We start from the raw sequence: 25,842 nt of genomic DNA, 5'->3' as shown, positions 1-25,842 counted from the left end.
GACCGAACAGCGGATATCCGAAAATATAGCCGGGAAGCCTTCTCTTGAAGCCAGATGCCACCGTTCGGATATTCCTGCTGTTCGGCCTCGCCGTCACCACGATCCTGATCATCGTGCCGGCGATCCAGGCGATTATTCTCAGCTTCCAGTCGGTGAATTCGTTCGTCGCGGCCGGCAAATGGACGGGACTTGCGAACTACCAGCGCATCCTGGCGATGCCGGAATTCTGGCGCGATCTGTGGACCGGCACCTGCTACGCCGTGTTCACCGTCGCGCTGCAGGTCGTGCTCGGGATCGGCTCGGCGCTGATCCTGCACACGCCGATCAGGGGCCAGGCGCTGTTCCGGGCGATTGCGATCCTGCCCTATATCCTGCCGACCGTGGTGGTCGCGATCACCTTCCAGTGGATGCTGGACGGCAATGTCGGCATCTTCACGCACTGGCTGAAGGCGCTCGGCATCCACAATTTCGTCTGGTCGGATTCGACCCTCGCCGCCTTCGCCACCGTCGTCGGCGTCAGCGTGTGGATGTGGACGCCGTTCGTGACCATCTGCGTCCTTGCCGCGCTGCAGACCATTCCCGAGGAGCTTTACTCCGCCGCGCGCGTCGACGGCGCCGGCCCCTTGCAGAGCTTCCGCCACGTGACGCTTCCGGGCATCCGCGACGTGCTCGTCGTCGTCGTGCTGCTGCGCGGGATCTGGATGTTCAACAAGTTCGACGTGATCTGGCTGATGACGCAAGGCGGGCCGCTCGGCGGCACCGAACACCTGCCGGTGCTTTCCTACCACATGGCCTTTCGCCTCTATGACATCGGCGGCGGCGCGGCGGTGGCCACGCTATCGCTGCTGCTGCTCACGGTGGCACTCGTTGTCTTCTTCCGCCGCTTCCCGATCGAGACGTGAGATTTCCCATGCATTCGACCGTACGAACGCTGCTCGCCAGGACCGGACAATACGCGCTGGCGCTGCTGCTGGCGGTCTATTCGGCCTTCCCGATCTACTACATGATCATCTGCAGCTTCCGCGAACCGGCGGTGTTCTACACCTCGCATTCGCTGCTGCCGACATCGTTCACGCTCGAATATTACCGCACGCTGATCCGCCGCACCGATTTCCTGCTGCAGTTCTGGAACAGCATCATCGTCGCATCCGCGACGGTCGTCGTCACGCTGGCGATATCGATCACGATGGCCTATGCGGTGTCGCGCTTCAAGATTCGCGGCAAGAAGGCGATCATCGGCACGATGCTCTATGCCTACATGTTCCCGCCGCTGCTGCTGGCGATTCCGCTGACCTCCATCTTCGCCGCGCTCAACCTCATCGATACGCTGCCATCGCTCGTCGTGGCGCATTTCACCATGACACTGCCGCTCGCGGTCTGGTTCCTGTGGGGCTTCCTGAAGGCGATGCCGTTCGAACTGGAGGAAGCGGCGATGGTCGACGGCTGCTCGCGGCTCGGCGCGTTCGTGCGCGTGATTTTGCCGCTGTCGCTGCCGGGGCTTGCGACGGTGGCGATCTTCTCCTTCCTGCTGTCCTGGACCGATTACACGTTCGGCCTCGTGCTGCTTTCGAGCGATAGCAACAAGACGCTGCCGGTCGGCCTCGCCTCGCTGCTCGCCGGCATCGATATGCGATGGGGCGAGGTGATGGCCGGCGCGACGCTGATCGTGATTCCGCTGTTCATCATGTTCGCCTTCTGCAGCCGCTATTTCGTCGCCGGGATGGCCGCCGGCGCGGTCAAGGGTTAACAAGTTTGCCTCTGCCGGGCCAATGATGTAAACATGTAAACAATAGTAACCGAGACCGGCGGGATGCCAGCCGCCCGGCCACCGGAAACCAGAGGAGGGACTTTCATGGTCAACATTACCCGCCGCCAGGCCGTGGCGCTTGGTGCCGGCGTCCTCGCCGCTCCGCTGATCTCGCGACCGGCCCTGGCGCAGGACGCACGTATCGGTTTCCTTTCCTCGCAGAAGGCTGGCGCCTTTGACGCCGTGATCGCTGCGTTCGAGAAGGCCAATCCCGGCATCAAGGTCCAGGCCCAGAACGTTCCGTTCGACCAGCTCAACGCGCAGATCCAGGCACGCCTCGGCGCCGGCGATACCAGCGTCGATGTCTACACCGTCGACGAGCCGCGCGTGCCGGCCTATGCCAACAAGGGGTTTCTCGCCGACCTGACGCCGATGCGCGCCGAGATCGAAGCCGCCGCGGCGCCTGCGGCCATCGCCGGCACCTCCTTCAGGGACAAGCTCTGGAGCTTCCCGTTCTGGACCACGTCGCAGTTCCTTTTCTACAACAAGGATCTCCTGAAGAAGGCGGGCCTTGCGGCGCCCGATGCCGATCCCGCCAGGCGCCTTAGCTGGGAAGACCTGCTGACCCATGCCCGCACAGCGCAGAAGGCCGGCGCCAAATGGGGTTTCGCCTTCGACCAGAACGACCGCTACTACGAGCTGCAGCCGCTTTACGAATCGCGCGGCTTCGGGCCCGGCCTCACTGGCGAGGGCCTGCTGACCCCGGCCCTCACCACCGAAGGCTGGATCAAGACGACGGAATGGTATCGCGATCTCTACGCCAGTGGCCTTGCGCCGCGTGGTGTCGCCTATGAGCAGATGCCGGCGCTGTTCTCTACGGGACAGGTCGCCTACATGGTGGCGGGCGTCTGGCATGCGCGCGTATTGCGCCTCGCCAAGGAACTGAATTTCGGCATCGCCCCGATGCCCTACTTTGCCGGCGGCAAGCCGGTCACCCCGACCGGCTCCTGGACCATCGGCGTCAATCCGAAAAGCGCGCAGAAAGATGCAGCGGTGAAGTTCGCCAGATTCCTGACGCTTGACAGCGAAGGTTCGCTGCTCGCCAGCACGATCGCGCCGCAGCCGCCCGCGAACAAGGCCGCCTTCGCCGCCTACCTCAAGCGCGAGTCCGATGCCGGTGAGGAAAATACCGCCCCCTTCGCCAAGATCATCAGTTATGAACTGGCCAACACTGCGGTCAGCCGGCCGCGCACCATCGGCTATGTCGTGTTCGAGGAAATCATGAACCGGATGTACAGCGACATCCGCAACGGCGCGGAGGCGAAGTCCTCGCTCGAACGCACCGAAGCTGCGCTGAAAGCCGCATTCTCCCGACTGGAATGATGACCGCTCTCTCCCCCATCGGCAACACGGAGGCCGCCAGCAAGACCGGCCCCGTCCCCGCGCCGCGCCCAACCCTCAGCGAGGGCATGGTCGCGGCGATCTTCCTTGCGCCCGCCGTGATCGCGGTATTGGTCCTGCGCGTCTGGCCGACCGGCCTTGCGCTATGGCAATCGATCCATGTCGGACATGCGGGAAAGCTCGGCCTCGACAATTATACGTTCCTGTTTTCCGATCCGTCATTCCACGACGCGCTTGCCGCAACGTTGCTATTTTCGCTGATCGTCAATCCATTTCAGATCGCCTGCGCGCTCGGCCTGGCGCTCGTGCTGCATCGCGCGCTGCCGGCCGGCGCGCTGTGGCGCACGCTGATCCTGCTGCCCGTCGCGGTCCCACAGAGCGTATCCGCGATCATCATGGGCGTCGTGTTCCGACCCGACGGCCCGGCCAACGCGCTGCTCGCGACCCTTGGCCTGCCGGCGCAAGGCTTCCTCACCACGCCGGACCAGGCGCTCTACACCATCATCCTGATCGTCAGCTGGATCGGCGTCGGCTACTGGATGACCTTCCTGCTCGCCGGCCTCAAGGAAATCCCGATCGCGCTGTATGAGGCGGCGTTGATCGACGGTGCGACGGCGTGGCAGCAGTTCCGCTACATCACCCTGCCGCAGCTGCGCCGCCCGCTCACCTTCGTGCTGGTTGCCGACACCGTGGCGAATTTCCTGGTGTTCGCACCGGTGCAAATCCTCACCAAGGGTGGCCCGCAAGGTTCGACCAACCTCATCATGAACGATATCTACACCCGCGGCTTTCTGTCGGGCGACGTACGCGGCGCAGCGGCCGAGACCGGTATCCTCGTCGGCATCGTGATCATTGTCGTTGCCATCCAGTTCCGCATGATGACGAGCGCGAAACTGCAATGAGACAGAGACACACCATCCTGCTGCTCGCCATCGCGGTCGGGGCCGCCACCGCGGCCATGCTGCCGCTGATTTGGGCCGGCATCAGCGCGTTGCGGCCGAGTGCGGAGATTTTTCGCTATCTATCGCCGCTCAGTATTCACACCTTCGTGCCGACGCAGGTGACGTTCGACAACCTCATAGCGCTTTGGACCGGCCCGTTCGCACGGGCGATGTTCAATTCGGCGCTGGTTACCGCCATCACCGTCGCCCTCGGCCTCGTCATCTGCTCGATGGCGGCCTTTGCACTCGCCGCGCTGCAGTATCGCGGCCGTGGCGCGGTTTTCGCGGCGATGGTCGTCAGCTTTCTGATCCCGTTCGATTCGATCGCGGTGCCGTTGGCCCAGGTGTTCCGCGACCTCGATCTGCAGAACTCCTATGCCGGGCTGATCCTGCCCGGCATAGGCAGCGGCCTCGCCGTATTCCTGCTGCGCCAGTTCTTCCTCGGCATCCCGCGCGAGCTCGCGGAGGCCGCGATGGTGGACGGCCTCGGCTGGTTCGGCATCTTCACCAGGATCTACCTGCCGCTGTCGAAGCCCGCGCTGATCGGCGCCGGGCTGATCCTGTTCGTGTTCCAGTGGCAGGCCTATCTGTGGCCGCTGCTGATCGCGCCGGACCCGGACTATCACGTCGCCTCGGTCGCCATCGCAAGCTTTGCCGGACAATATGACGTCGACTACGGCCAGATGTTCGGCGGCGCCGTGTTGACGGCACTGTTGCCGATGGCCGTGCTGCTGGTGTTCCAGCGCTACTTCATCGCGTCCTTTGCCACCACCGGCAGCAAGGACTGACCGCGACCCGCCGGGAGCTTCGGTTCAGATTGAACCGAAAGCTCTGGATTCTTCTTTGACGCGTTTCCTTCACGCGAACCGTATCCACTTCGCTCGAAAACGCTCTTGATCCCTGGCGTCAGGTCCATTTGCCGAGGAACACCCGCTCCTGCGAGCGGGTGATGTGCTCGCGCATCCGGGTCCGTGCGCCGTCGGCGTCGCCGTCGCGGATGCATTCGAAGATCGGCTCATGGCTCGAGCGCACGGCGGCGGAATGGTTCGGCGACCCCAGAGCCGAAAGGCTGCGGGCGAGTTCGATCAGAAAGCGGATCTGCCCGCGCGACGCGTTCCACGCGGCGATAAAGAATTCGTTGTGCGTCGCCTGGGCGATGGCTTCATGGTATTCGAGATCTTCATCGATACCCTGCGTATTGCTCGCCACGCTCGACTTGATGTTCTGCAGCAGGCTGCCGATTCGCTGGATGTCTGCGGGCTGGCGGTTCCGCGCGGCGGCGTATGCGAGTTCTCCCTCGAAGGAGATGCGGTAGGCGTAGAACTTCTGAATCGCGGCGATGCTGTTGATATGCGCCGGCATCACATCGGATGACGCCTGCAACGGCATTTCTGCCGCCGCCATACTGATCGCGCCGCTGGCGACGAAACTGCCGGCTCCCTGCCGCGAACGGATCAGCCCTTCGGTGCGCAGTCGCTCCAGCGCCTCGCGCACGATCGGGCGGGACACGCTGAATCGTTCGCAGAATTCCTTCTCGGACGGTAGCCGCTGGTCCACCGCGAACCCTCCCGAATTGATCTGCTTCACGATGTCGCCATAGAGAACATCGCTCATCCTGACGCGCCGCGCACTCATCGAATTCGCTCCCTCAGCCGCATTGTAAAACGCTAGAGCGTCGGTTGTTCTTTGACAAGTAATCGTCCGGTCATCAACCGGAGGATGTTGTCAGTCCATCATCTGCTGACCGCCGCAGACGTTAAGTGACTGGCCGGTGATGTTGCGCGCGCGGTCGCTGGCGAGGAACGCGACCGCCTCGCCGATGTCGGACGGCTCCTGCCCGCGCCCGAGAGGGACAGCCGCAAGGCGCTGACGCCAAACATCCTCCGGCTGCCGTCCAGTCTCGTCAGCAATCCGGCGGCACTGATCCTCCTGCATCTTGGTATAGACGAGGCCGGGACAGACCGAGTTGACGTTGATGTTGTACGGCCCGAGCTCCTTGGCGAGCGACTTGGTCATGCCGATCACGGCCGATTTCGACGAGCCATAGCTGGCGCTGCGCGCGAATGGATCCTTCCCGCTGACAGAAGCGATGTTGACGATCTTGCCGTGCCGGCGCACCTTCATGTCTGGAATTGCCGCCTGGCACATCGCAAATACGCCGGAGACATTGACGGCATAGAGCCTCTCATGCGCCTCCGGCAGGAGTTCGTGGAACGGCGCCGAGAAATACAGACCTGCGCAGTTCACTAGAATGTCAATCGGGCCGCCGGCAAGCCGCGCGCCGTGCGCCAGCGCGGCCGCGGCCTTTTCCCACTGGGTCACGTCATGGGCGACGGCGAAACCGCGGCCGCCAGCCGCTTTTATGTCCGCCGCCGCGGCGTCGCTGATTTCCGCACTTACATCGGAGACGATCACCGCCGCGCCGTGGCTGGCCAGACAAAGCGCGACGCCGCGGCCGATGCCGGAGCCAGCGCCGGTGACAAAAGCAACTGCCCCCTCAAGCATCAGCGGCTCCAGTTTATCTCGACCAGCTCCGCATTGTCCGTCGCAACGAACTTCCGGGCTTTGTGCTTGTTATAATTTCTGTTATAAAAATTACAACATTTATAACAAGTTTTTCTGCGTGTACTTGCGCCCGCACGGACGGGCAGATCCCTCGCGACGGAAGACCTCATTCGCTATTTCGCGAAATGACTTGCCAACCGCAGCCGCCGATACCGACATTCGCTGATGCTGGCCATCCGGGACGGAGAGTTCGTTCCGGGCTCAACGGCGTGGCCCAGGGAGCCGAGGACTCCGCTGCAGGTGTTCAGCGACGGCTAGATCGAGAAGCTGGAAAGTTCGGCGGCCAGACTCCGTTCGGCCGTCCCGGGCAGGTCTGCGGCTTCGCCGGCGGATCGGGTCAGCCGCAAGTCGGTGTCAGTCCCGTCGGGACTGTGGACCCAGAAGCCGCGCGTCGAATACATCTCCCCGACATTTTCGTCGCCGGGAAAAGTGCTCGACACCTGATCCGATCTTCGCCGGGATGGCGGCGTCGTAGCGCGGCCAAGCATATCGTTGAAATGGGCTAACGCCGCTGTCTGCGTCTTCCCGGATCGGCCGTTCGGCAAATCGATCGGCTTCGCCATCATCCCCATTTGCATCAATGTTATCGTCGTCTCTCACATCCAGCAGTGCCGTCAGCCGGTGAGACAGCTTGGCCATGCCTTAACAAAACAGTCGCCGTGCATCGATGCTGTTCATGCTGCCCAGCATCGAGGCACTTCAAACGGTTTCTGCGATGAAGACTCTTGCAGCTTGTCGCACATTCGAGGGCCAACCGGATTTCATTTGCATGCATATGAGGGGCTGGTAGGCTGGCGCAGAGATGGCATGGGGACTGTGGGGCGATTGTTGATTTGCCGCACTTCACTCAACAGCACCGGAAGTGCGTTTTCCCGGACTTTCCAAGCAGGAGTGTCATGAAGAAACTTTCTCGACGGGTTTTTACTTTGGGTGTTGCGCCGACTCTCCTGGCCATGAGGGAAACCCGGGTCTTTGCCGCCGACACCACCAAAATCCGGGTCGGAAGTCTCACGCTCCCGGTGTTTGCATCCATTATCGTGAACATTATGAAGGCCCGGAACTTCGATACCCATAACGGGTTTGAGGCGGACGCTCACGTCTATCCGTCGATCTCTGCGTATTATGCCGGTTTGGCTACCGGCGAGGTCGACACGTTGATCGGCGGCCCGACTTATTTTCAGAAGTTATGGCTGGAAGGGGTGCCGCTGCAGATCATCTCGACCGGAGCAACGCTTGCCGACATGGCTTTGCTGACCCGCGATCCCAACATCCGGACGATCGCCGATCTTCGCGGCAAGCAACTTGCCGTAGACATGGGTTCCGGCCAGTTTCAGATCCTCTCGATCTACGCCAGTGCAAAAAAGATCGACCTAGCCAAGGACGTCACGCTCGTAAACGCCAATTTCGCGGTGGCGCGGGCACAGCTTGCCGCCGGCCGGGTCGATGCCGCAATGGTCATCGAACCGATCATAACGATGATGATGAAGGACGACCCAGCCCTCAAGATCATTTTCAACGGAGGGGAAGCCTGGAAGGAGCTTACAGGCGACACGGGTTGGGAACTGGTCTACGCGATGCGCGAGGATTTCATCAAGAAGGCCCCTGATTTGCCGACAAAGTTCATAGCCGCCCTTGGAGATGTTAGTCAGTTTCTGCGCAATGACCCGGATGCCGCCGACAGCATCGCGGCCGAGACGGTGAAGCTTCCGCCCGGCATTCTCAAGGAAGCGGTCAAGAGCGGGCGCTGGGATTTCGACGCCAAACCCGCGTGGCTCAGTGACCGCAAGAGTATCTGGGATATGTTCGAGCGCGCCGTCTCAGCCGGTTTCCATCCGAAAATGCCAGACGCCTCCATCATCTATGCCCCCTGACGATCACGCCGCTCCCTCGACATCGTTAGCGCGCGGACCGCGGGCATTCGCAAATTTTCCCCGCGAGGCGATCGTCTCGATCGCGATCTTCGCCGTGATCTGGGAGGGGCTGTCCTATCTTGCCCCCACGCTTGGCATCCCTGCTTTCGCAATTCCCGGCCTCGGGCGCATCGCCAAAAGCCTCACAACGATCACGCCGATCGACGTCGCGGTAACCCTGGCTCGCGTGCTCGCCTCCCTCATCATTTCCTTTGCAGCCGGCATGGCCGTCGCCATTTGCATGTACTCTTCGAAAAGTTTCGAAAAGTACCTGCGCCCGATGATACGGGTGTTGATGGCGGTCCCGGTCGTTTCATGGATTCTGTTCGCGATCCTCTGGTTCAGGGGCGTCGAGTTTCGTATCGCATTTGTCCTGGTCATGGTTTGCGCGCCGGTCTTTGCCGTCGATGCGCTCGACAACATGCGAGACGTTTCGCACGAGCTTAAGCAAATGATGCGCTCGTTCCGACCGACGCCGCTTCAGTTCCTGCACAAGCTGCTGCTGCCGGCGATCATGCCGGGTATCATCACCAGCTGGAAGATTGCGCTCAGCCTCGCGATCCGGGTTGTTACCATCGCCGAGCTGGTCGGAGCCGTCACCGGAATCGGCCATCAACTGTCGGTCGCCCAGGAGCTCTTTTCGGTCTCGGACGTGTTTGCCTGGACGCTGGTTTTGGTCGTGCTCTTGTTCGTAATCGAGACGCTGCTGGTGCGCTTCGAGACCCGCGTCCTCAGGTGGCGAGCATGAGCGCGGCGGCCTCGGACATCGAAATTTCACAACTGCGCAAGGAATTCCGCCAGACCACGACGGGGCAATCTGTCGTCGCCATCAACCGGTTGACCCTCAGCATCAAGGCTTCCGAGTTGGTCGCCATTGTCGGTCCGACCGGGTGCGGCAAGTCGACATTATTCGATCTTCTGATCGGCCTGGAGCATCCGACCGAAGGCAGCATCACTATTGCCGGAAAAACTCCGTATGGCGACTTCGCAAGCTTCCGCGGCCGCATCGCTACGATCTTTCAGCAGGACCGACTTTTCCCATGGCGGTCGAGCCTCGACAACGTGCGTCTGCCCCTCGAATTGATCGGCACGCCGGAAGAGGTACAGCGCGAGCGGGCATTGACCTGGCTGAAACGCCTTGGTTTGGAGAAGTTCGCCGACGCCTATCCGCGGGAATTGTCGGGTGGAATGCGCCAGCGCGTCGCGATCGCGCGTGCATTCGCCCTGCAACCCGAGATATTGCTGGCCGACGAATCCTTTGGGCATCTTGACGAGGTCACGGCCGTCGAGCTGCGAAGGACATTCGTCGAATTGGCCCGCGAACTCAGCAGCACCGCCATATTGATTACTCATCAATTGGAGGAAGCCATGGCCGTCGGCGACCGGATCCTGGTGTTTGGACGCGCCTGCGCTTTGCTCGCGGACATCCGGATGCCGCTGTGGAAACAATCTGAATATCCAATGCTCCGATCGGCAATCCAGAACACCTTGCAAGCCAATGAGGCCGACCTCAGACTGATGAGGTAGTGTCGGATGGAATATGTTGAATCAGGCGAGCTTCTTCAGCAGCCGCGCCAGTGTCCGCTGCTCGCGTTCGGACAGCGGCTTTAGCGTGTCGGCGGTAATCTCAGACGCCGCAGGAATTGCCGACTCCACGACTCGAGCACCTTTTTTCGTGAGCGAAATGGCACGCCGGCGGCTGTCGGCAGGATCGCGGCTGGTGCTGACGAAGCCGCGCAGTATAAGACGGTCGACCACTCCCTTTACCGTGGCAACGTCGAGATACACCAGCCTTCCCAGATGATTTTGCGAACACGGGCCCACCTCGTGCAACTTCGCCATAACGGCGAACTGGGCCTGGGTCAGATCCTCAATCATGCTCAACATGAAAATCGCGGTGTGCCGCTGCATGGCCACACGCATCAGAAATCCGACTTGCCTGTCGACGATATAATCAGACGACGGGTGCGAAGCCGAGCGTCCTGAAACAACCGTTGACTTGGTTTTCCGGTTCAACATCCCTGAAATTCCATGATGAAGAAAATCTAGCCCGATCTTCCCGGCAAGCCGATGCCACGAATCGAGCCTTTACATAGTCAGATAAGAACGCTGGACGCCAGCATTGTTCGCCAGCTCAGCCATAGTACCGCTCCATTGTATCTGACCTTTTTCCAGCACATACGCCCTGTCGGACACGAGCTGCGCAAAGTGAACGTTCTGCTCGGAGAGAAGCACCGAAACTCCCTCCTTCTTCAGCTCGATGATCGTGTCGGCGATCTGCTCGACAATGAGCGGCGCCACTCCTTCAGAAGGCTCGTCCAACAAGATCAGAAGCGGATTGCCCATCAGCGTGCGCGCTATGGTCAGCATCTGTTGCTCGCCGCCGCTCATCTGTCCCCCGGGACGATCCGGCATTTCACCAAGGTTGGGGAAAAGAGAGAGCAATTTCGTCTCGTTCCAGTGGGGAGCAGCCGTACCATCCCGAAAGGTTCGGAGCGGTTGGCGTCCGATATCAAGATTCTCCAGAACCGTGAGATCGGAAAAAATGCGCCGGTCTTCAGGCGTGAAGCCTAATCCCAGCCGGGCGATTTCAAAGGGTTTGAGGCGAGAGATATCGCTGCCATCAAAGTGAACGGTGCCGGCACGCGCGATCAAGCCCATGATCGCCTTCATGGTCGTTGTCTTGCCTGCGCCATTGCGTCCCATCAGCGACACGACTTCGCCCCGGCCTACTTCAAGGCTGAGGTCGTAAAGGATGCGCGCAGCCCCGTAGGAAGCGTTGAGGTTGGCGACGGACAGCATCGCTTCGCTCATGCCTCTGCCCCGGCATTGGCAAAGGTCTTTCCGGTGCCGAAATAAACCTCTCGCACTTTCGGATCGGCACGGACCGAGTTGGCGTCGCCGTCGGCAATCAACCTGCCCCGGGCCAGCACGATGATGCGGTCGGCGAAGGCAAAAACGACGTCCATCGAATGTTCGGTAAAAAGAACCGAGATTCCGCGCTCGATCACCAGGCGCTTCACCAGAGCGATCAGATCGTTGCGCTCGCCCGGAGCCATGCCGGCCGTCGGCTCATCCATCAGCAAAAGCCGGGGGTCGTTTGCCAGCGCGATCGCAAGCTCGATCCTTTTGACATCGCCATATGCAAGCTCGCGGCTCGGCCGGTCCGCGTGGGCCCGCATTCCGACCTGATCGAGAAGTTCAAGTGCGCGTTCGCGATGGAACGACGCCGCCGGGCGCCAGAGGCGGTAGCTCTCGCCCGCATGTGAAATCAGCGCCATTTGCACATTTTCCACGACGGTCATCGACCCGAAGGTTGCGGCGACCTGGAACGTGCGACCGACGCCGAGCCGCCAGATTTCGCGCGGCTTAAGACCGGTCAGGCGCTTCCCCTCAAACCAGATTTCGCCGGAATCCGCCGCGAGCTGACCGTTGATCATGTTGAAGCAGGTTGATTTGCCCGCGCCATTCGGACCGATCATCGCGAGAAACTCGCCACGCTTGATGTCGAAGCTGATCTCATTGACGGCGCGCACGCCGCCGAACGCCTTGGATAGGGATCGGATCGACAGGTCGCTCATGATGAAACCTTGCGGCGGGCAGCCAGCTTCGCAAGGCCGCCGACGATACCGCTGGGAAAGGCGAGCACCAGCACCAGGATGATACCGCCGAACAAGGCTCGCCAATATTCCGTTTGCCGCATGATGGTATCTTGCAGCACGGCAAAAAAGGAAGCGCCGACGATCGGGCCGGTAAGCGTCTGAATGCCGCCCAGCAACACCATCACCAGGCCATCGATCGAACGGCCTACACCGATCGTCTCGGGCGAGATCGATCCCTTGGCCAAGGCAAAGATGCCTCCGGCGACGCCGCACACCGCACCGGCGATCGCGAAAGCCAGCCAGTGCACGCGCTTGACGTCGAGACCGATTGCCTCGGCGCGCAACGGCGAGTCGCGCCCGGCGCGCATGGCGTAGCCGAACGGCGCAAACAGAAATCTTCGCAGCAACAGCACGCCGCCGGCGACGACGGTCACGGTCAGGAGATAGTACGCCACATCGGTATCGAATGGCGCCGTCGGCCAAATGCCCACGATGCCATTCGAGCCGCCTGTCAGCCCTTCCCATTGAAATACCGCGGCCCACACGATCTGCGCAAAAGCGAGTGTCAGCATGGCGAGGTAGACACCGGATAGCCGAACGGCGAACCAGCCGAATAAAAGCGCGCCGGCCAGGGCAACGACGGGAGCTCCTGCGAGCGCAAAGAGTGTCGGTGCGGCAAACAATTTCACCAATAACGCAGCACCGTAAGCGCCGAGGCCGAAATAGGCTGCATGACCGAAGGAATGCATTCCCCCCGGCCCCATGATGAAATGCAGGCTGGTAGCGAAAAGCACCGCGACCAGCACGTCGATGCCCAACACCAGTGTGTAAGGCGACTGTTTGGCGATCAGTGGTAGACAGACGAGCACGGCCAGCAATGCAATGCTGGCGATCTTGATGGCTGCTGATGCCGGGCGGATCGGTTCTTCGGGTTCGGCGATGCTGCGCACGGTCCCTTGTTCGCGTCCAAGCAGGCCATAGGGCCGCACGATCAGCACCACCGCCATCACCAGAAATTCCGCGACCAGCGTGAACTTGGAGAAATTGACCGCGATCCCTCCGAAATGGACCAAACCCAGGCCGATGCAGAGCGCTTTCACTTCCGCGATAAGAACGGCCGCAACATAGGCACCGGTAATCGAACCCATTCCTCCGACCACGACGACCACAAACGCATTCCCGATCACGACCAGATCGGTAGCCAGATTTGCCGGCTCCCTTGCGACCTGAAGTGCGCCGCCAAGACCGGCGAGGAACGCGCCGAGCGCAAAAACGCCCGTAAACAGCAGTGCCTGATTGACACCGAGGGCACCGACCATTTCCCGGTCTTGGGTTGCTGCCCGCATCAGACGGCCAAAGCGGGTCTTCACAAGGGCAAGGTGGAGCAGCCACAAGACGGCAGGCCCGACGAAAATCAGAAACAAGTCGTAGGTCGGCAGTTGCCGCCCGAGCACCTCGACCGCGCCACGCATTCCGGGTGCGCGAGGTCCAAGCAGATCTTCCGGCCCCCATAGCCAAAGAGTGGCGTCGTTGATCACCAGCACCAGAGCGAATGTCGCAAGCAACTGGAACAGTTCGGGTGCCCGATAGATCCGCCGCAGCAGCGTGACCTCGATGAACGCACCGATCATCCCGACGAGAATCGCCGTTGCAACGATGCCGCCCCAGAAGCCGAAGACGCCGCCGAACCTTGTTGCAAAGCTGTAGGCGATATAGGTCCCAAGCATATAGAGGGACCCGTGCGCGATATTGATGATGCGCGTCACGCCGAAGATCAGCGACAATCCCGCCGCGACCAGGAATAGCCCGGAAGCGGCGGAAAGGCCGTTGATCGCCTGAAACAGGAATGCGTTGTAGCTCATCGGATTCCTACCCTCCTCGTCTGCACAATACGGCGGGAAGAGGATCAGCGACGCACATTCCCGATGCTCCAGATCACTCCGTTGCCGGCCGTAACTTCTTGACCTCTTCGTCGCTCGGAAGAACGGAGGCGCCGTCGACATATTTGAAGTCGGTCATCGTGCCCTTGCCGTTTTCAAGCGCGAGCTTGCCGACAAAGGCTCCCATCGTGGCCTGGTGGTCGCTGGCGCGGTACATGAATGGTCCGAACGGGCCATCCACTTTCAAACCCTTGAAGGCGGCAATCAGCTTATCGGTATCCGTCGAGCCTGCCTTGGCAATGCCGGCTGCGATCGATTTCATCGTGACGTAGCCGACGATCGAGCCGAGCCGCGGATAATCATTGTATTTTTTCTGGTAGGCATTGAGGAAGTTCATGTATTCCGGCGTCTTGATCTTGTTCCACGGGAAGCCGGTGACCATCCAGCCGACCGGCGTTTCGTCCTTCAGCGGATCGAGATATTCGGGCTCGCCGGAGAGCAAGCTCACGACCGGGCGGTCCTTGAATACGCCGCGCGTATTGCCTTCGCGCACGAATTTGGCAAGGTCGGCACCGAACAGCACGTTGAAGATCGCGTCTGGTTTGGCATCATCGATCGCCTGAACCACGGCGCCGGCATCCACTCCGCCCAGCGGCGGCGCCTGCTCGGTGACAAATTCCACGTCGGGTTGCTTGGCCTTCATCAGCTCCTTGAAGGCGGCGACAGCGGCCTGACCATATTCGAAATTCGGATAAACCAGCGCCCAGCGCTTTTTCTTGGCCGCGAGCGCGCTCGGCATCAGCATCGCGACCTGCATATAGGTCGTGGCGCGCAGGCGGAACGTGTACTTATTGCCGTTCTGCCAGGTTATCTTGTCGGTGAGCGGCTCCGCGGCGAGGAAGAACACGTGCTTTTTGCCGGCGAACTCCGTTACGGCAAGGCCGATGTTCGACAGGAACGTTCCGGCCAGGATATTGACGCCTTCACGTGTCACGAGCTCATCGGCGACGCGCACGGCGTCACCCGGATTGGATCCGTCGTCACGGGAAACCACCTCGAGCTTCTTGCCGAGAACGCCACCGCCCGCATTGATCTCCTCGATCGCCATCTCCCATCCCTTCTTGTAGGGGTCAAGGAATGCGGTCTGGGACTTGTAGCTGTTGAGTTCTCCGATCTTGATGGTTTCTTGCGCGGAAGCTGCATGGCCGATCGAAAGCGCCAGCGTGGCAGCGATGGCGATGGTACCAAGATGACGAGCCGTCATGTTCGAACTCCATTTGATGATGGCAGATTGGCTTTCAATACGAGAGTCGTTTGTGCGCTTCGACCGCGCTGGCCGCGGCACGATCCCCTGCCCGGCAGCTGGAACCGTTCGCTCTTCAAAGGGATCCGCCGAAGCGAACTTTAGCGATCACGAGACCGATCCATCAACGCCTTGTCCTGACCACCGTCGATTTCAATCATCGTCCCATTGGCCATCTGCACCAGCGGTGACGCCAGCATGACGACCAAATTGGCGACTTCCTCAACCTCCGCTATCCGGCCGAGAGGAATCGAGCTGGGCGCGAGCTTGTCGGCCGCCTCATATGAAATCTTCATGTCGCGAGACATGGCATTGACGAGGCCGGACCAGCGTTCGGTTCGGACCGGACCCGGATTGACCGCACAGAAGCTGATGTTGTGACGGCCGTACTGCCCGGCCAGTGAGACCGTGAGGTTCTGGCCAGCGGCGTTTGCAGCTCCCGGCGCAATTTCCCAATAGGACGGCTTAACGCCATCATTGCCGATCAGGTTTACGACACGCCCGCCGCCTTGCTTCACCATGATCGGCAATGCATAGCGCAGGCAACGCACATAACCCATGAACTTGAGCTGCATCGCCTGAGCCCAATCGTCTTCGGTCAGCGTTTCAATGACGCCGCCGGGTGCAGAGCCCGCATTGTTGATCATCAAATCGATGCGACCGAGAGATTTGTGAGCCTGCTCCACGAAATTCCTGGCATCGGCGTCCTTGGTCAGGTCCGCAGCAATCGCGACAACCTTCCGGCCGGTGGCAGACTTGATCTCGTCCGCGGTCTTCTGCAACGGTTCCGCCCGGCGAGCGCAGATGGCAACATCGACACCCTCCTTGGCCAGCGTCATGGCGATGCCCTTCCCGATGCCTTCGCTGCCGCCGGTTACGAGCGCCGTCTTCCCTTTGAGTTGCAGATCCATGTGGACTCCTCCTGTCAGATTTCAGTGTTCGGCATATTCAGAAACTGCGTGAAAACATGAACACGCAGTGAAGCGCGACATAGCAGCCGGGTCGTTGCGGCCACCAGGATCGCCGGCAGCCACTTTGCAACGGCGCCCTTCACATCGATTGCGATATTATCGGGCCGGGCCATCTGTTCAGATCGGCTTCTTGTGAGCGAGCCAGCGGCCGGCTTCCGCCGCCGCGAACAGCTCCGCCAGAGCAGCATTGAATATCGCAGGCTCCTCACTGGTGACGGTATGACCGGTCCGCGGGATTACCATCAAGGCCGCGGTTGGCACCGTGCGTTTCAGAAACAGGCTGCCTTCGAGACAGGGTTCGTCCTCGTCCCCGACGATCACCAGCAGCGGCGGTGTAAACCGCCTGAGCTCAGTCTCCATCTCCCACAGCGTCGGCCGCTTCAATTGAAGGCTCATCATGGTGTGGGCATGGCCCAGGGCCGAGTGCTCGGAAAGCATCTTCGCGAATTCAGCCCAGCCCCGCGGATCCTTGTTTTTCTGTGCCTGACGCATCGGTGCGTCGGCATACTTCGCCGCGGCGGACGCAATACCTTCCTCGGCAAACATCCTGCCGGTCTCGGCCGCCAGTGCTTTCATCGCTTCGGACTGTTTCGGATCGGGAAGCGAGCCCCAGCCGCATCCGGCGGCGACCACAGACAGGCAGCGCCGCGGAACGTGCATTCCGACATGCAGTGCCGTGTACGCCCCCATCGAATGGCCGACGATATGGGCCGCTTCGATCCGAAGTGCGTCGAGCACCGCTATGATGTCGTCTCGCGCGATGTTCTGGCCGTAGCTCGCCGGATCGTCGGGAATATCGGATGGCGGGTAACCGCGCTGGCTCAGCGTGACGCATCGGTGGGAGCGGGAGAAATACCGCAGTTGCGGCTCCCAGGTCCGATAATCGCCGGCGTATTCGTGAATGAACACGACCGGGCTCCCGGTCCCGACCTCTTCGTAATAGAGACGCGTCCCGTCTGGCCCGGCAATATGCGGCATCTTTCGTCCTTAATGCTCGGCGGATGAAATGCTAGTGACGTTGGACCGGCGCTGCAAGCGAATTACCTTTTTCATCATTGCTCCATTTGTCTACGAACGAGCGGCTCGGGTCGCGATGCAATGACTGTGCCTCTCTGCTCAAGTTCGTAAGCCACCCGCAGCGCTATATCTTCCCGCCACGGCGCTGCAATGATCTGCACGCCGATCGGAAGCGGAGAGAGAGGCACGGGTACTGCAACCACGGGCAGCCCAATGAATGAGATCGGCTGCGTCAGAATCCCGATGTTTGCCCTCGACACCTCAAAGCCGTCGACCAGGGCCGTGGCCTGTCCGATTTTCGGGGCGACGAATGGCGTTGCCGGCGCCAGCAGCACATCGATATTTCCGAAGATCTCTCGAAATTCGCGCTGGTACCAGCGACGGAATTTATGGGCCCGATCGACCATTGCAGCCGGGATCATGGCGCCGGCAAGCAACCGATTGCGAATGGCCGGATCGAAGTCATTGGGACGTCGGCGCAGACGATCGAGATGAAGCGATGCGCCTTCGCAGGAGGTGATGACGTAGGCCGCGGCCCGCGCCCGCGCGGTTTCGGGAATATCGACGACAAGAGACGTTCCCAACGCGCTCGCCACCCGCGCAACCGCCTCGCCTGCTTCGCGAGTAATGTTTTCCCGAAAATAACCGCCCGCAATCACGATCCTTAAGCCGTCAATGCCTTCGGCAAGCGTTGCGTTGACCGGATCTGCCGGACGTCTCGTGCACGCAGGGTCGTCATCATCGCTTCCTTGCATAGCATCGTAGGCCAAGGCCAGATCCCGGACATTGCGCGCCAATGGCCCAACATGATCCAGACTTGCAACGAAAGGGAACGACCGGGCGCGCGAGAGGCGGCCATAGGTCGGTTTCAGACCAAAGACGCCGCAAAACGAGGCTGGCACCCGGATCGAACCATTGGTGTCGGAACCTAGCGCAAGCGGCACCAGACCGCCTCCGACGGCGGCGGCTGACCCTCCCGATGATCCCCCGGTGATGCGCGTTGTATCGTGCGGATTCCGTGACGGCCCTTCGTGAATATTCTCGCCAGTAAAATCACAGGCGTATTCGCCCATATTGAGCGCCCCGACCAGAATTCCGCCTGCTGCTTCGAGCCGCTCGATCATGGCCGCGTCACGCCGCGACGGCTCGAGATCGCAGTTGATGCTGGAGCCCGCACGCGTGCTGATGCCCTTTACGTCGAACAGATTTTTTACAGCAAACGGAACGCCCGCCAGCGGACCGACATTGCTGCCGGCGGCGATCGCGGCGTCGATTGCCTGTGCCTGCTTGTGCGCGCGAGCGACGAGGACATCGGTAAAGGCGTTCAGATCCGTGTCATATCTGGCGATGCGATCCAGCGCCAATTCAACCACGCCTCGCGCAGACGTTTCTCCACGGGAGACCGCTTGAGCGATCTTGGACGCAGATTGCCAGGCGCCCTCCATGTTCATCGGATCACGCCGCAAACATGGCGGCGGCCACCGCCTCGTCGGGAAGCGGGAAGCCGTCGACCAGGGCAGCGAACTTGAACACTGCCTCAAGGGCCGCGCGGACTTCCGCGGCATCTTCCAGCTTCAGGTTCAGCATCTTTGAGGCTGCCTCGACATAGTCTTCGAGCGGATCAGGCATTGTACTCCCAACCTTTCAGCCAGCGTGAAGGAGGCGTGCACGGCCAATGACTGCAAACATCAGGCCACCTCCTGTCCTGGGTCTTTTGCTTTGCTGTCGCGAGACAGAAGCGCGCGGATCTGCTGCGGAAGCACCGGAAGACGCGTAATCGTACCGGGCCGCCGCAGCGCATCGTCGATGGCGGCTGCAATAGCGGCGCCCACCGCGTTAGTCCCGCCTTCACCCGCGCCTTTCAGTCCCATCGGATTGAGTGGACTGGGTGCATCTTCCGTCACCAGGGTATCGACATGAGGGATCTCTCGTGCGGTCGGCATCAGATAGTCCGCAAACGTCACGGACAGGGGCTCGCCGCGATCGTCATAAAGAAAGTCCTCGTACAGCGCGCCGCCGATTCCCTGCGCGACTCCGCCGACGATCTGCCCTTCCACCAGGGTTGGGTTGACGGCCTTGCCGACGTCGTAGGCGACGAGGTAACGCTCCACGTTAATCGCCCCCGTATCGGGTGAAATGCCGACCACGGCGATATGAACACCATACGGATAGGTCATGTGGTCGGAATGAAATACGCCCTCCGCTGTGAGGCCCGGCTCTCGGTCGTCAGAAAATGGCCCGCCGGGAGCCAGCGCGGTCGCGATGTCCGAAAGCTTGATGCAAGGACCATCCCTTCGCTCGGCGTCAACGATCACGCCGTCAATGATGTCGAGGGTCGCCACAGACGTCTGCATCAGCTCCGCCGCCATCGCCAACGTCTTCTCGCGCAGCTTGGTGGAAGCCAGCCGCGTCGCTTCGCCGGTCATGACGGTGACCCGCGACGCGAATGCGCCCATCCCGCGTTCGATCCGGTTGGTCTGGCCATGAATCACGCGGATGTCCTCGTACTCGACGCCGAGGGTGTCTGCACATATCTGCGCCACCACCGTCTCGACGCCTTGTCCGACAGACGCGGCTCCGGTCACGACCTCGACTCCGCCTTCGGCATCGATGGCGATGCGAACCGTGTCGGACGGGCCGAGACCGCTTTTTTCGACGAACATGGCGAGTCCGGCGCCCACCAGTTCGCCGGCCTGTCGGCGCTTCCTGATTTGCTCCTGCAGCGCATCCCAGTTCGCCGCCGCAAGCGCCTTGTCCAGCAGGCCCGCATAGTCGCCGGAATCAAGAATGACTTCGGTCCCTAGCGTGTCGAGCTTTCGCGCGAAGGGCATTTCATCCCTTCCGATCAAATTTCTCCGCCGAATCTCGACCGAATCGACGCCGACTTTCGCTGCGACCGCCTCGATCAGGCGTTCACGCACGAACGTGCTTTCGTAACGTCCGGGAGCGCGGTAGGTGCCGCCGGGGGTCTTGTTGGTGAGCCGAATGTGTCCGCGCGCCCGATAGGCTGGAATGCGGTAGGGGCCCGGCAGCATCGCAGCCGTGAGATCAGGGACGGTTGCTCCGTGGGTGCGCATATACCCGCCCTGGTCGTGGAAATATTCGTCATCGATCGCGAGGATGACACCGTCACGCGCGACGGCCGCTCGAATATGATGGGTCTGCTGCCGGGAATGGTTTGCTGCGATCAGATGCTCGCGCCTGTCTTCGATCCATTTGACCGGCCGGCCAAGGCGCATCGCGGCCAGACAGACCAGAACATCCTCCGGATAAAGCTCGCCGCGTATGCCGAAACCGCCGCCGACATGGCCCTCAAAAAGATGCACGGAAGCTGACGGCCGGCCGAGCATGAGAGCGATCTGGTCGCGATTCCAGTGTGGCACTTTGGCGGCGCCGTGCATTTCAAGGATATCGTGAACCGGATCGTAGCGTCCGATCGCTCCCCTCGTCTCGATCGGAACGCCGGAATGCCGCCCGATAGAAAGAGTCAGGTCGACCGTCGCATAGGCGTCGCGGAACGCAGCTTCGACGTCGCCATACTCCTTGTGGATGACGGCCGGCTCGGTCGGCAAACCAGGTGAGAACTCGCCCAGAGCTCCGTCCGCGTGCATGACAACCGGCAATTCCTCGATGTCGCTAATGACAGCTTCCGCGCCATCTTCCGCGAGATAGGGATCGTCGGCAAATACCACGGCAATGGGATCGCCCACGTAGCGAACCCGATCCTTTGCCAGAATGGTCTGCCGATAGGCCGAAAGTCCCGTGAGCTTCGTCATACGGAAGTCGATCGGCGGAATCTCGGCCACATCGGCGAACGTCCACGCCGCGCGCACACCCGGAATTGCCAGCGCTGCGCTGGTATCAACCGAAAGCAGCTTGCCATGCGCCAGCGGCGAACGCACGACACGCATGTGCAACTGGTTTGAAAAATTGATATCAGCCGCGAACACGGCGCGACCTCTCAGCAACGGTCTGTCTTCCTTGCGAAGAACCGAGCGACCAACGTTTTTTGTTCTGATCGCAGTCATGCAACAACAAGGCTCACAACATGAACACAGTCAACGATCGCTTGAACGGCCGCTTCAGAGGGCCCGCATGTCCTTTGCGGCCGCCCGGACCGCCTTGATGATGTTCTGGTAGCCCGTGCAGCGGCACAAATTCGAGGACAGGACATCAACCAGGTCTTCGTCGCTGATATCCGGTTCGCGCTCCAGCACGCCGACCGCCAGCATCAGAAAGCCCGGCGTGCAAAATCCGCACTGCAGACCATGGTGTTCCATGAACGCACGCTGCATCGGATGCATCTCGTCGCCATCGGCAAGGCCTTCGATCGTGCGTATGTTCTTGCCTGCGGCCTGCACCGCAAACATCAGGCACGAGCGCACCGGTTCGTTGCCGACGATCACGGTGCAGGCGCCGCAGACACCGTGCTCACAGCCGATGTGGGTGCCGGTCTGGCCGCACTCCTCCCTGATCGCGTCCGCTAGGGTGCGGCGCGCCTCAACGCAAATGCAATGATCCCGCCCGTTGATGTTCAGCGTGATTTCTGTCTTGCTCATGTCATCATCCCGCTGCTGCGCAAGGCCGCGCGTATGCGTTGCGGCGTTGCCGGCATTTCGTTGATGGAAACCTTGAACGGCGACAGCGCGTCATTGACGGCATTTATGACGGCCGCCGGAGCCCCGATCGCGCCGCCCTCTCCGAGCCCCTTTGCTTTGGTGAGCGTCCTGCCGGTAAGGGTTTGCAGATGATACAACTCGATCACCGGAATCTCGCGCGCCGTCGGCGGCAGGAAGTCGGCCAACGTGCCGGTCAGGATATTTCCGGTGTCGTCGTAGATGATCTCTTCCAGGAGTGCGTTGCCGATGCCCTGCGCGATCCCGCCAACGACCTGACCATCGGCGATCATTGGGTTGATGATCAGGCCGGCGTCTTCGGCGACCAGGAATTTTTCAATTTCGACGTGCCCCGTTTCGACATCGACCTTCACGATCGCCACATGGCAGGCGTTGGAGAATGTGCCCGGAGGATCATAGGTGCCGCTCTCCGTGAGCCCGGGCTCGACCTCACCTTTGAAACGATACGTTTCGTGATACGCCGCGCGAGCCAGGCTTGCGATTGTGACGGAGCGGTCAGTCCCGATCACATGCGCGGAGCCGGATTTCAAAACGATATCGTCCGGCGCAGCCTCCAGCATGTGGGTCGCCAGCTTGATGAGCTTGGCGCGCACCTTGCCCGCGGCGAGCAGGCTTGCGCCGCCCGAAATCACCATCGATCGGCTGGCGAACGTCCCCCAACCATAGGGAGATAGATCCGTATCGCTGTGCACGACATTGATGAATTCAGGGTCGATGCCGATTTCGTCGGCGATGATTTGGGCAAGCGTGGTCCGAAGTCCCTGGCCATGCGGCGAGGCGCCGATCCGGGCTTCAACGAATCCGGATGGATCCACGGTCAGGTGCACCGTCTCCCAGCCGGGCGTTATTTCCATGCCACGGGCTGCAAACGCCGGACTTCCATAGCCGGTCCGCTCCGAGAACGTGGAAAATCCGATGCCGAGAAATTTTCCCTTTGAACGTGCTGCCTTTTGTCGCTTGCGGAATCCGGGCAAATCGATTTTCTCGATCGCCAGTTCCATCGTCTCTTTGTACGTTCCTTCGTCGTAGACGAGTCCCGTCGCGCCGGTATAGGGGAATTTGTCAATTAGATTCCGGCGACGAATTTCAGTCGGTTCGATCCCGAATGCCAAGGCCGCTTGATCCATCAGCCGTTCGAGCACCAGCGTGATCGTCGGCCTCGACACGCCGCGATAGGGAGCCATCGGACAAGTATGGGTGGTGACGCCGCGCGAGACGCAGTTGTAAGAGCGGACGTCATACGGCCCCGGCAACTCCGCCATCGACATCAGCGGCTCGACACCGCAGGTGGTCGGGAAGCATGAATAGGCACCGATGTTCGCGATGTTCTCCGCTGAGATCGCAATCAACTTGGCATTTTCATCGAAGGCGCCTTCGACGGAGATGTGCTGGTCGCGGCTGTGAAAGCTCGCGATCAGATTTTCGCGCCGGTCCTCGGTCCAGGCGACCGAGCTGCGCACGCGAAATGCCAGCCACACAAGCAGAACATATTCCGGGGCGAGTGACATCTTTTGCCCGAAGCCGCCGCCGACATCAGGGGCGATGACGCGAAGTTTCGATTCGGGAAATCCGATGATGTCGGCGATGGCGGTGCGCGTCAAATGCGGCATCTGGGTCGTGCAGGTCAGCGTGACCCGTCCTGTCGCCGCATCGTACGACGCATGGCCCGCGCGGGCTTCCATCGGCATCGCGTTTTGGCGGTGCGAGCGGGCATCGACACGTATTAGTTTATGCGCAAGGTCCCAGGTTTGATCGAACTCTGGCGTCTTGATCCGACCCTCGACGATGACGTTGCTGCTCGTTTCAGCATGTACCCGGACGGCGCCTTCGGCGAGCGCCACGGTCGCATCGATCAGTGCTTCCGTCGCGGAAATCTCGACCTCCACCTGATCGGCGAGATCCTCCGCCTCATCCTTGCTCGGGGCAAACACCGCTGCGACAGCTTCTCCGGTAAATTTAACAACGCCGTCGGCGAGGATCGGCTGCCCGATCGGGACATAGTTGAATTTATGCAGCATCGGGCGGATGGGCTTTAAAGCCTTGAGGTCGGCTGCAACGATCATGTTCGCACCCAGCGGCGCGCTGATCCGCACGATGCGTCCAGCGGCTACCGGGCTTCTGACGAAACGCACCCAGTAAGCCGCGGGCAGATCCGCGGTAAAGCGTCCATGTCCCGTAACAAGCGCCGGATCTTCCACCCGGCGAATCGAGCGGCCAACCCATGCTGTTCCAGAACCGGCCGTCGGACTCGTCATTGCGCCGCTCGCTCCAGCGCGCGCCGGGTTACGGCCCGCACCAGGTCTCGACGATATTCACCGGTGGTCTGGATATCTTCCAGTGGCTCGATGGCATTTGCAGCGGCGTCTGCGGCGGCACGAAAAACCGCAGCGCCTGGACTTTTGCCGCTTAGTTCATTCTCCGCTTCGGGGATGCGGCGGGCCCGCTCCTCCGCGCCGCCGATGCCGAGATGAACGTCAGTCATGACGCCGTCGATCAGCCGGTACGTCGCAAGCGCCGCGGCCATGGCGAAATCACCTGCGCGCCGACTGAATTCATAGAAGCCGTATGTCGACCCGTCCGGCAGAAGCGGCAATCGGACTTCCGCCAGCAACTCGTTCTCCGCAAGGGCCGTCGACATGATCCCTTGAAGAAACTCGTCGGCGGCAATTGTTCTTTCGCCCGCCACGCTCTTTGCAACGAGCGTGGCGTCGAGGGTCGCCGCCGTCAGGCACCATTCAGAAGAAGGATCCGCATGCGCCAGACTGCCGCAAAACGTGCCGCGCATACGGATCGGATAATGCGCGATGTGGCGAGAGACGAACGACAGAAGCCTGCCTGTTACGCCGCCGAATGCGGGCTTGTGAAACGCCGCGTGGCGCACGCAAGCTCCGATCGACAGGATGTTCCCCTCCACCTCAAGCCGATCGAGGCCCTCGACACCGTTGATGTCGATCAGGTGCAATGGCCGCGCCATCCGGAATGCCATGATCGGAACGAGGCTCTGTCCGCCGGCGAGGATACGTCCGTCAAGCGGCGCGAATTCGTCCAGAGCGTCCACCACCTCCTGGACTGTTCGTGGCGCGTGTCTGGCAAAGGACGCGGGTTTCATCGGAACAGAAGTCCTAAACTGAAGGAAGCTGAAGTTCGCTTGTATACTAACGATCGCTCAGAACTAAAGTCAATCTGGGTAAGGAGCCTCCGCATGAACTAAGGATGCCCATTCACCTGCCTGATTTTGTTGCTGTCAAGCGTGCTCAAGCGTTCCTCACCGGCCTTGGATGTCCGAGAAATCTGTCTTCGGTCGTGGCGCCGACGGAGCATTTGAAATGATGGATCGCCTCGTTCAGCATGGCATCCGTTTGCTCGCCGATACGCAGCTGTTCATCGACGACCTGCATCTCGCTTTCCGGCACAAACAGGCTTTGCACAATGTGCCGCGCGCCCATGGATTGGAGGACCGGTCGCAGACTGTAATCGAGCGCAAGCAGATGGGCTACGGAGCCACCGGTGGCGACCGGCAAGACGGCTTTTCCCGCAAGCGCGAATTGCGGCAGCAAATCGAGAAAGATCTTCAGCAGACCCGAATAAGATGCCTTGAAAATGGGCGTTGTGATCACGACGCCATCAGCCTGCTCGATCGCCGTCACGGTTCGCGCGACGCTGACATGCGACGACTTGGCGGAAATCAGCGCCTCCGGGTCCATGTCCCGGAGGCGAATGTGGCGAGTCATCAGGGTCGGCTCGCTTATGCGCTGCAACACGTAATCCGCCACCCTCGCCGTCTTGGACGTGGGCGAGGGACTGCTCGATATCGCAAGGACGAGTTGTTTTGACATTTAAGCCTTGAACGACGTTTGCGGAAAAGTCC

At 61.0% G+C, this 25,842-nt stretch carries 25 protein-coding genes; 8 read left to right on the top strand and 17 right to left on the bottom strand.

Annotated features, from left to right (window positions below; translation table 11 throughout):
* Positions 1-44 precede the first annotated feature (44 nt).
* The 5 genes from BLV09_RS35245 (at position 45) to BLV09_RS35225 (ending at position 4,877) form a co-directional block, all read left to right on the top strand.
* Positions 45-902 (top strand): carbohydrate ABC transporter permease, encoded by an 858-nt coding sequence (locus BLV09_RS35245; RefSeq protein WP_100383221.1) that lies wholly within the window; start codon positions 45-47, stop codon positions 900-902.
* Positions 903-910: 8 nt separating this feature from the next.
* On the top strand, positions 911-1,747 hold the full coding sequence (locus BLV09_RS35240) for a carbohydrate ABC transporter permease (protein WP_146690699.1): 837 nt from the start codon (positions 911-913) through the stop codon (positions 1,745-1,747).
* Positions 1,748-1,852: 105 nt separating this feature from the next.
* Positions 1,853-3,130, top strand: a complete 1,278-nt coding sequence (locus BLV09_RS35235; protein ID WP_167559001.1) for an ABC transporter substrate-binding protein — start codon at positions 1,853-1,855, stop codon at positions 3,128-3,130.
* The gene (locus BLV09_RS35230) at positions 3,130-4,050 is read left to right on the top strand and encodes a carbohydrate ABC transporter permease (RefSeq protein WP_167559000.1); all 921 of its coding nucleotides are present in this window, start codon (positions 3,130-3,132) and stop codon (positions 4,048-4,050) included. The genes BLV09_RS35235 and BLV09_RS35230 overlap by 1 nt, the downstream gene beginning before the upstream one ends.
* Positions 4,047-4,877 (top strand): carbohydrate ABC transporter permease, encoded by an 831-nt coding sequence (locus BLV09_RS35225; RefSeq protein WP_146690696.1) that lies wholly within the window; start codon positions 4,047-4,049, stop codon positions 4,875-4,877. Before BLV09_RS35230 ends, BLV09_RS35225 begins: the two co-directional genes overlap by 4 nt.
* A 118-nt stretch (positions 4,878-4,995) precedes the next feature.
* On the opposite strand, the gene BLV09_RS35220 is transcribed toward BLV09_RS35225, so the two are convergent.
* The 3 genes from BLV09_RS35220 to BLV09_RS35210 form a co-directional block, all read right to left on the bottom strand.
* The gene (locus BLV09_RS35220) at positions 4,996-5,703 is read right to left on the bottom strand and encodes a FadR/GntR family transcriptional regulator (protein ID WP_283806874.1); all 708 of its coding nucleotides are present in this window, start codon (positions 5,701-5,703) and stop codon (positions 4,996-4,998) included.
* Between the two features lie 111 nt (positions 5,704-5,814).
* Entirely contained in the window at positions 5,815-6,594 is a 780-nt protein-coding gene (locus BLV09_RS35215) for an SDR family NAD(P)-dependent oxidoreductase (RefSeq protein WP_146690695.1), read from the bottom strand.
* Between the two features lie 314 nt (positions 6,595-6,908).
* On the bottom strand, positions 6,909-7,232 hold the full coding sequence (locus BLV09_RS35210; protein ID WP_174556585.1) for a hypothetical protein: 324 nt from the start codon (positions 7,230-7,232) through the stop codon (positions 6,909-6,911).
* A 255-nt stretch (positions 7,233-7,487) separates the two neighbouring features.
* On the opposite strand from BLV09_RS35210, the gene BLV09_RS35205 reads away from it, so the two are divergent.
* The 3 genes from BLV09_RS35205 to BLV09_RS35195 are packed head-to-tail and all read left to right on the top strand — an operon-like array spanning position 7,488 to position 10,091.
* A complete protein-coding gene (locus BLV09_RS35205; protein WP_146690694.1) occupies positions 7,488-8,525 on the top strand; it encodes an ABC transporter substrate-binding protein in 1,038 nt (345 codons plus the stop codon).
* The gene (locus tag BLV09_RS35200; protein ID WP_146690693.1) at positions 8,515-9,312 is read left to right on the top strand and encodes an ABC transporter permease; all 798 of its coding nucleotides are present in this window, start codon (positions 8,515-8,517) and stop codon (positions 9,310-9,312) included. The genes BLV09_RS35205 and BLV09_RS35200 overlap by 11 nt, the downstream gene beginning before the upstream one ends.
* On the top strand, positions 9,309-10,091 hold the full coding sequence (locus BLV09_RS35195) for an ABC transporter ATP-binding protein (protein ID WP_146690692.1): 783 nt from the start codon (positions 9,309-9,311) through the stop codon (positions 10,089-10,091). The genes BLV09_RS35200 and BLV09_RS35195 overlap by 4 nt, the downstream gene beginning before the upstream one ends.
* 21 nt (positions 10,092-10,112) lie before the next feature.
* Here BLV09_RS35195 and BLV09_RS35190 read toward each other — a convergent pair whose 3' ends face one another.
* From BLV09_RS35190 to ssuE, 14 genes are all read right to left on the bottom strand, one after another.
* Positions 10,113-10,583 (bottom strand): MarR family winged helix-turn-helix transcriptional regulator, encoded by a 471-nt coding sequence (locus BLV09_RS35190; protein ID WP_146690691.1) that lies wholly within the window; start codon positions 10,581-10,583, stop codon positions 10,113-10,115.
* Positions 10,584-10,652: 69 nt separating this feature from the next.
* On the bottom strand, positions 10,653-11,378 hold the full coding sequence (locus tag BLV09_RS35185) for an ABC transporter ATP-binding protein (protein WP_100383232.1): 726 nt from the start codon (positions 11,376-11,378) through the stop codon (positions 10,653-10,655).
* Positions 11,375-12,145: an ABC transporter ATP-binding protein gene (locus BLV09_RS35180; RefSeq protein WP_146690690.1), complete on the bottom strand. Its 771-nt coding sequence runs from the start codon at positions 12,143-12,145 to the stop codon at positions 11,375-11,377. The genes BLV09_RS35185 and BLV09_RS35180 overlap by 4 nt, the downstream gene beginning before the upstream one ends.
* Complete coding sequence (locus BLV09_RS35175) at positions 12,142-14,028, bottom strand: ABC transporter permease (RefSeq protein WP_146690689.1); 1,887 nt, start codon at positions 14,026-14,028, stop codon at positions 12,142-12,144. The genes BLV09_RS35180 and BLV09_RS35175 overlap by 4 nt, the downstream gene beginning before the upstream one ends.
* 73 nt (positions 14,029-14,101) lie before the next feature.
* Positions 14,102-15,310, bottom strand: a complete 1,209-nt coding sequence (locus BLV09_RS35170) for an ABC transporter substrate-binding protein (protein WP_146690688.1) — start codon at positions 15,308-15,310, stop codon at positions 14,102-14,104.
* A gap of 140 nt (positions 15,311-15,450) precedes the next feature.
* The gene (locus BLV09_RS35165) at positions 15,451-16,260 is read right to left on the bottom strand and encodes an SDR family NAD(P)-dependent oxidoreductase (RefSeq protein ID WP_146690687.1); all 810 of its coding nucleotides are present in this window, start codon (positions 16,258-16,260) and stop codon (positions 15,451-15,453) included.
* 177 nt (positions 16,261-16,437) lie between these two features.
* Positions 16,438-17,298, bottom strand: a complete 861-nt coding sequence (locus tag BLV09_RS35160) for an alpha/beta fold hydrolase (protein WP_146690686.1) — start codon at positions 17,296-17,298, stop codon at positions 16,438-16,440.
* Positions 17,299-17,372: 74 nt separating this feature from the next.
* Positions 17,373-18,782, bottom strand: coding sequence for an AtzE family amidohydrolase (locus BLV09_RS35155; protein WP_146691443.1), 1,410 nt, complete (start codon positions 18,780-18,782; stop codon positions 17,373-17,375).
* Between the two features lie 10 nt (positions 18,783-18,792).
* Positions 18,793-18,966, bottom strand: a complete 174-nt coding sequence (locus BLV09_RS35150) for an AtzG-like protein (RefSeq protein WP_100383238.1) — start codon at positions 18,964-18,966, stop codon at positions 18,793-18,795.
* A 59-nt stretch (positions 18,967-19,025) separates the two neighbouring features.
* On the bottom strand, positions 19,026-21,305 hold the full coding sequence (locus BLV09_RS35145) for a xanthine dehydrogenase family protein molybdopterin-binding subunit (RefSeq protein WP_244548905.1): 2,280 nt from the start codon (positions 21,303-21,305) through the stop codon (positions 19,026-19,028).
* A gap of 114 nt (positions 21,306-21,419) precedes the next feature.
* A complete protein-coding gene (locus BLV09_RS35140) occupies positions 21,420-21,896 on the bottom strand; it encodes a (2Fe-2S)-binding protein (RefSeq protein WP_146690684.1) in 477 nt (158 codons plus the stop codon).
* Positions 21,893-24,229 (bottom strand): xanthine dehydrogenase family protein molybdopterin-binding subunit, encoded by a 2,337-nt coding sequence (locus tag BLV09_RS35135; RefSeq protein ID WP_146690683.1) that lies wholly within the window; start codon positions 24,227-24,229, stop codon positions 21,893-21,895. The genes BLV09_RS35140 and BLV09_RS35135 overlap by 4 nt, the downstream gene beginning before the upstream one ends.
* Positions 24,226-25,083, bottom strand: coding sequence for an FAD binding domain-containing protein (locus tag BLV09_RS35130; RefSeq protein WP_146690682.1), 858 nt, complete (start codon positions 25,081-25,083; stop codon positions 24,226-24,228). Before BLV09_RS35130 ends, BLV09_RS35135 begins: the two co-directional genes overlap by 4 nt.
* A gap of 145 nt (positions 25,084-25,228) precedes the next feature.
* A complete protein-coding gene (gene ssuE, locus BLV09_RS35125) occupies positions 25,229-25,810 on the bottom strand; it encodes an NADPH-dependent FMN reductase (RefSeq protein WP_146690681.1) in 582 nt (193 codons plus the stop codon).
* Positions 25,811-25,842 lie beyond the last annotated feature (32 nt).

The organism is Bradyrhizobium canariense (assembly GCF_900105125.1).
Lineage (GTDB): Bacteria > Pseudomonadota > Alphaproteobacteria > Rhizobiales > Xanthobacteraceae > Bradyrhizobium > Bradyrhizobium canariense_A.
Note: the sequence above shows the minus strand (reverse complement) of the source record. Positions and strands in the feature narration are given on the sequence as shown.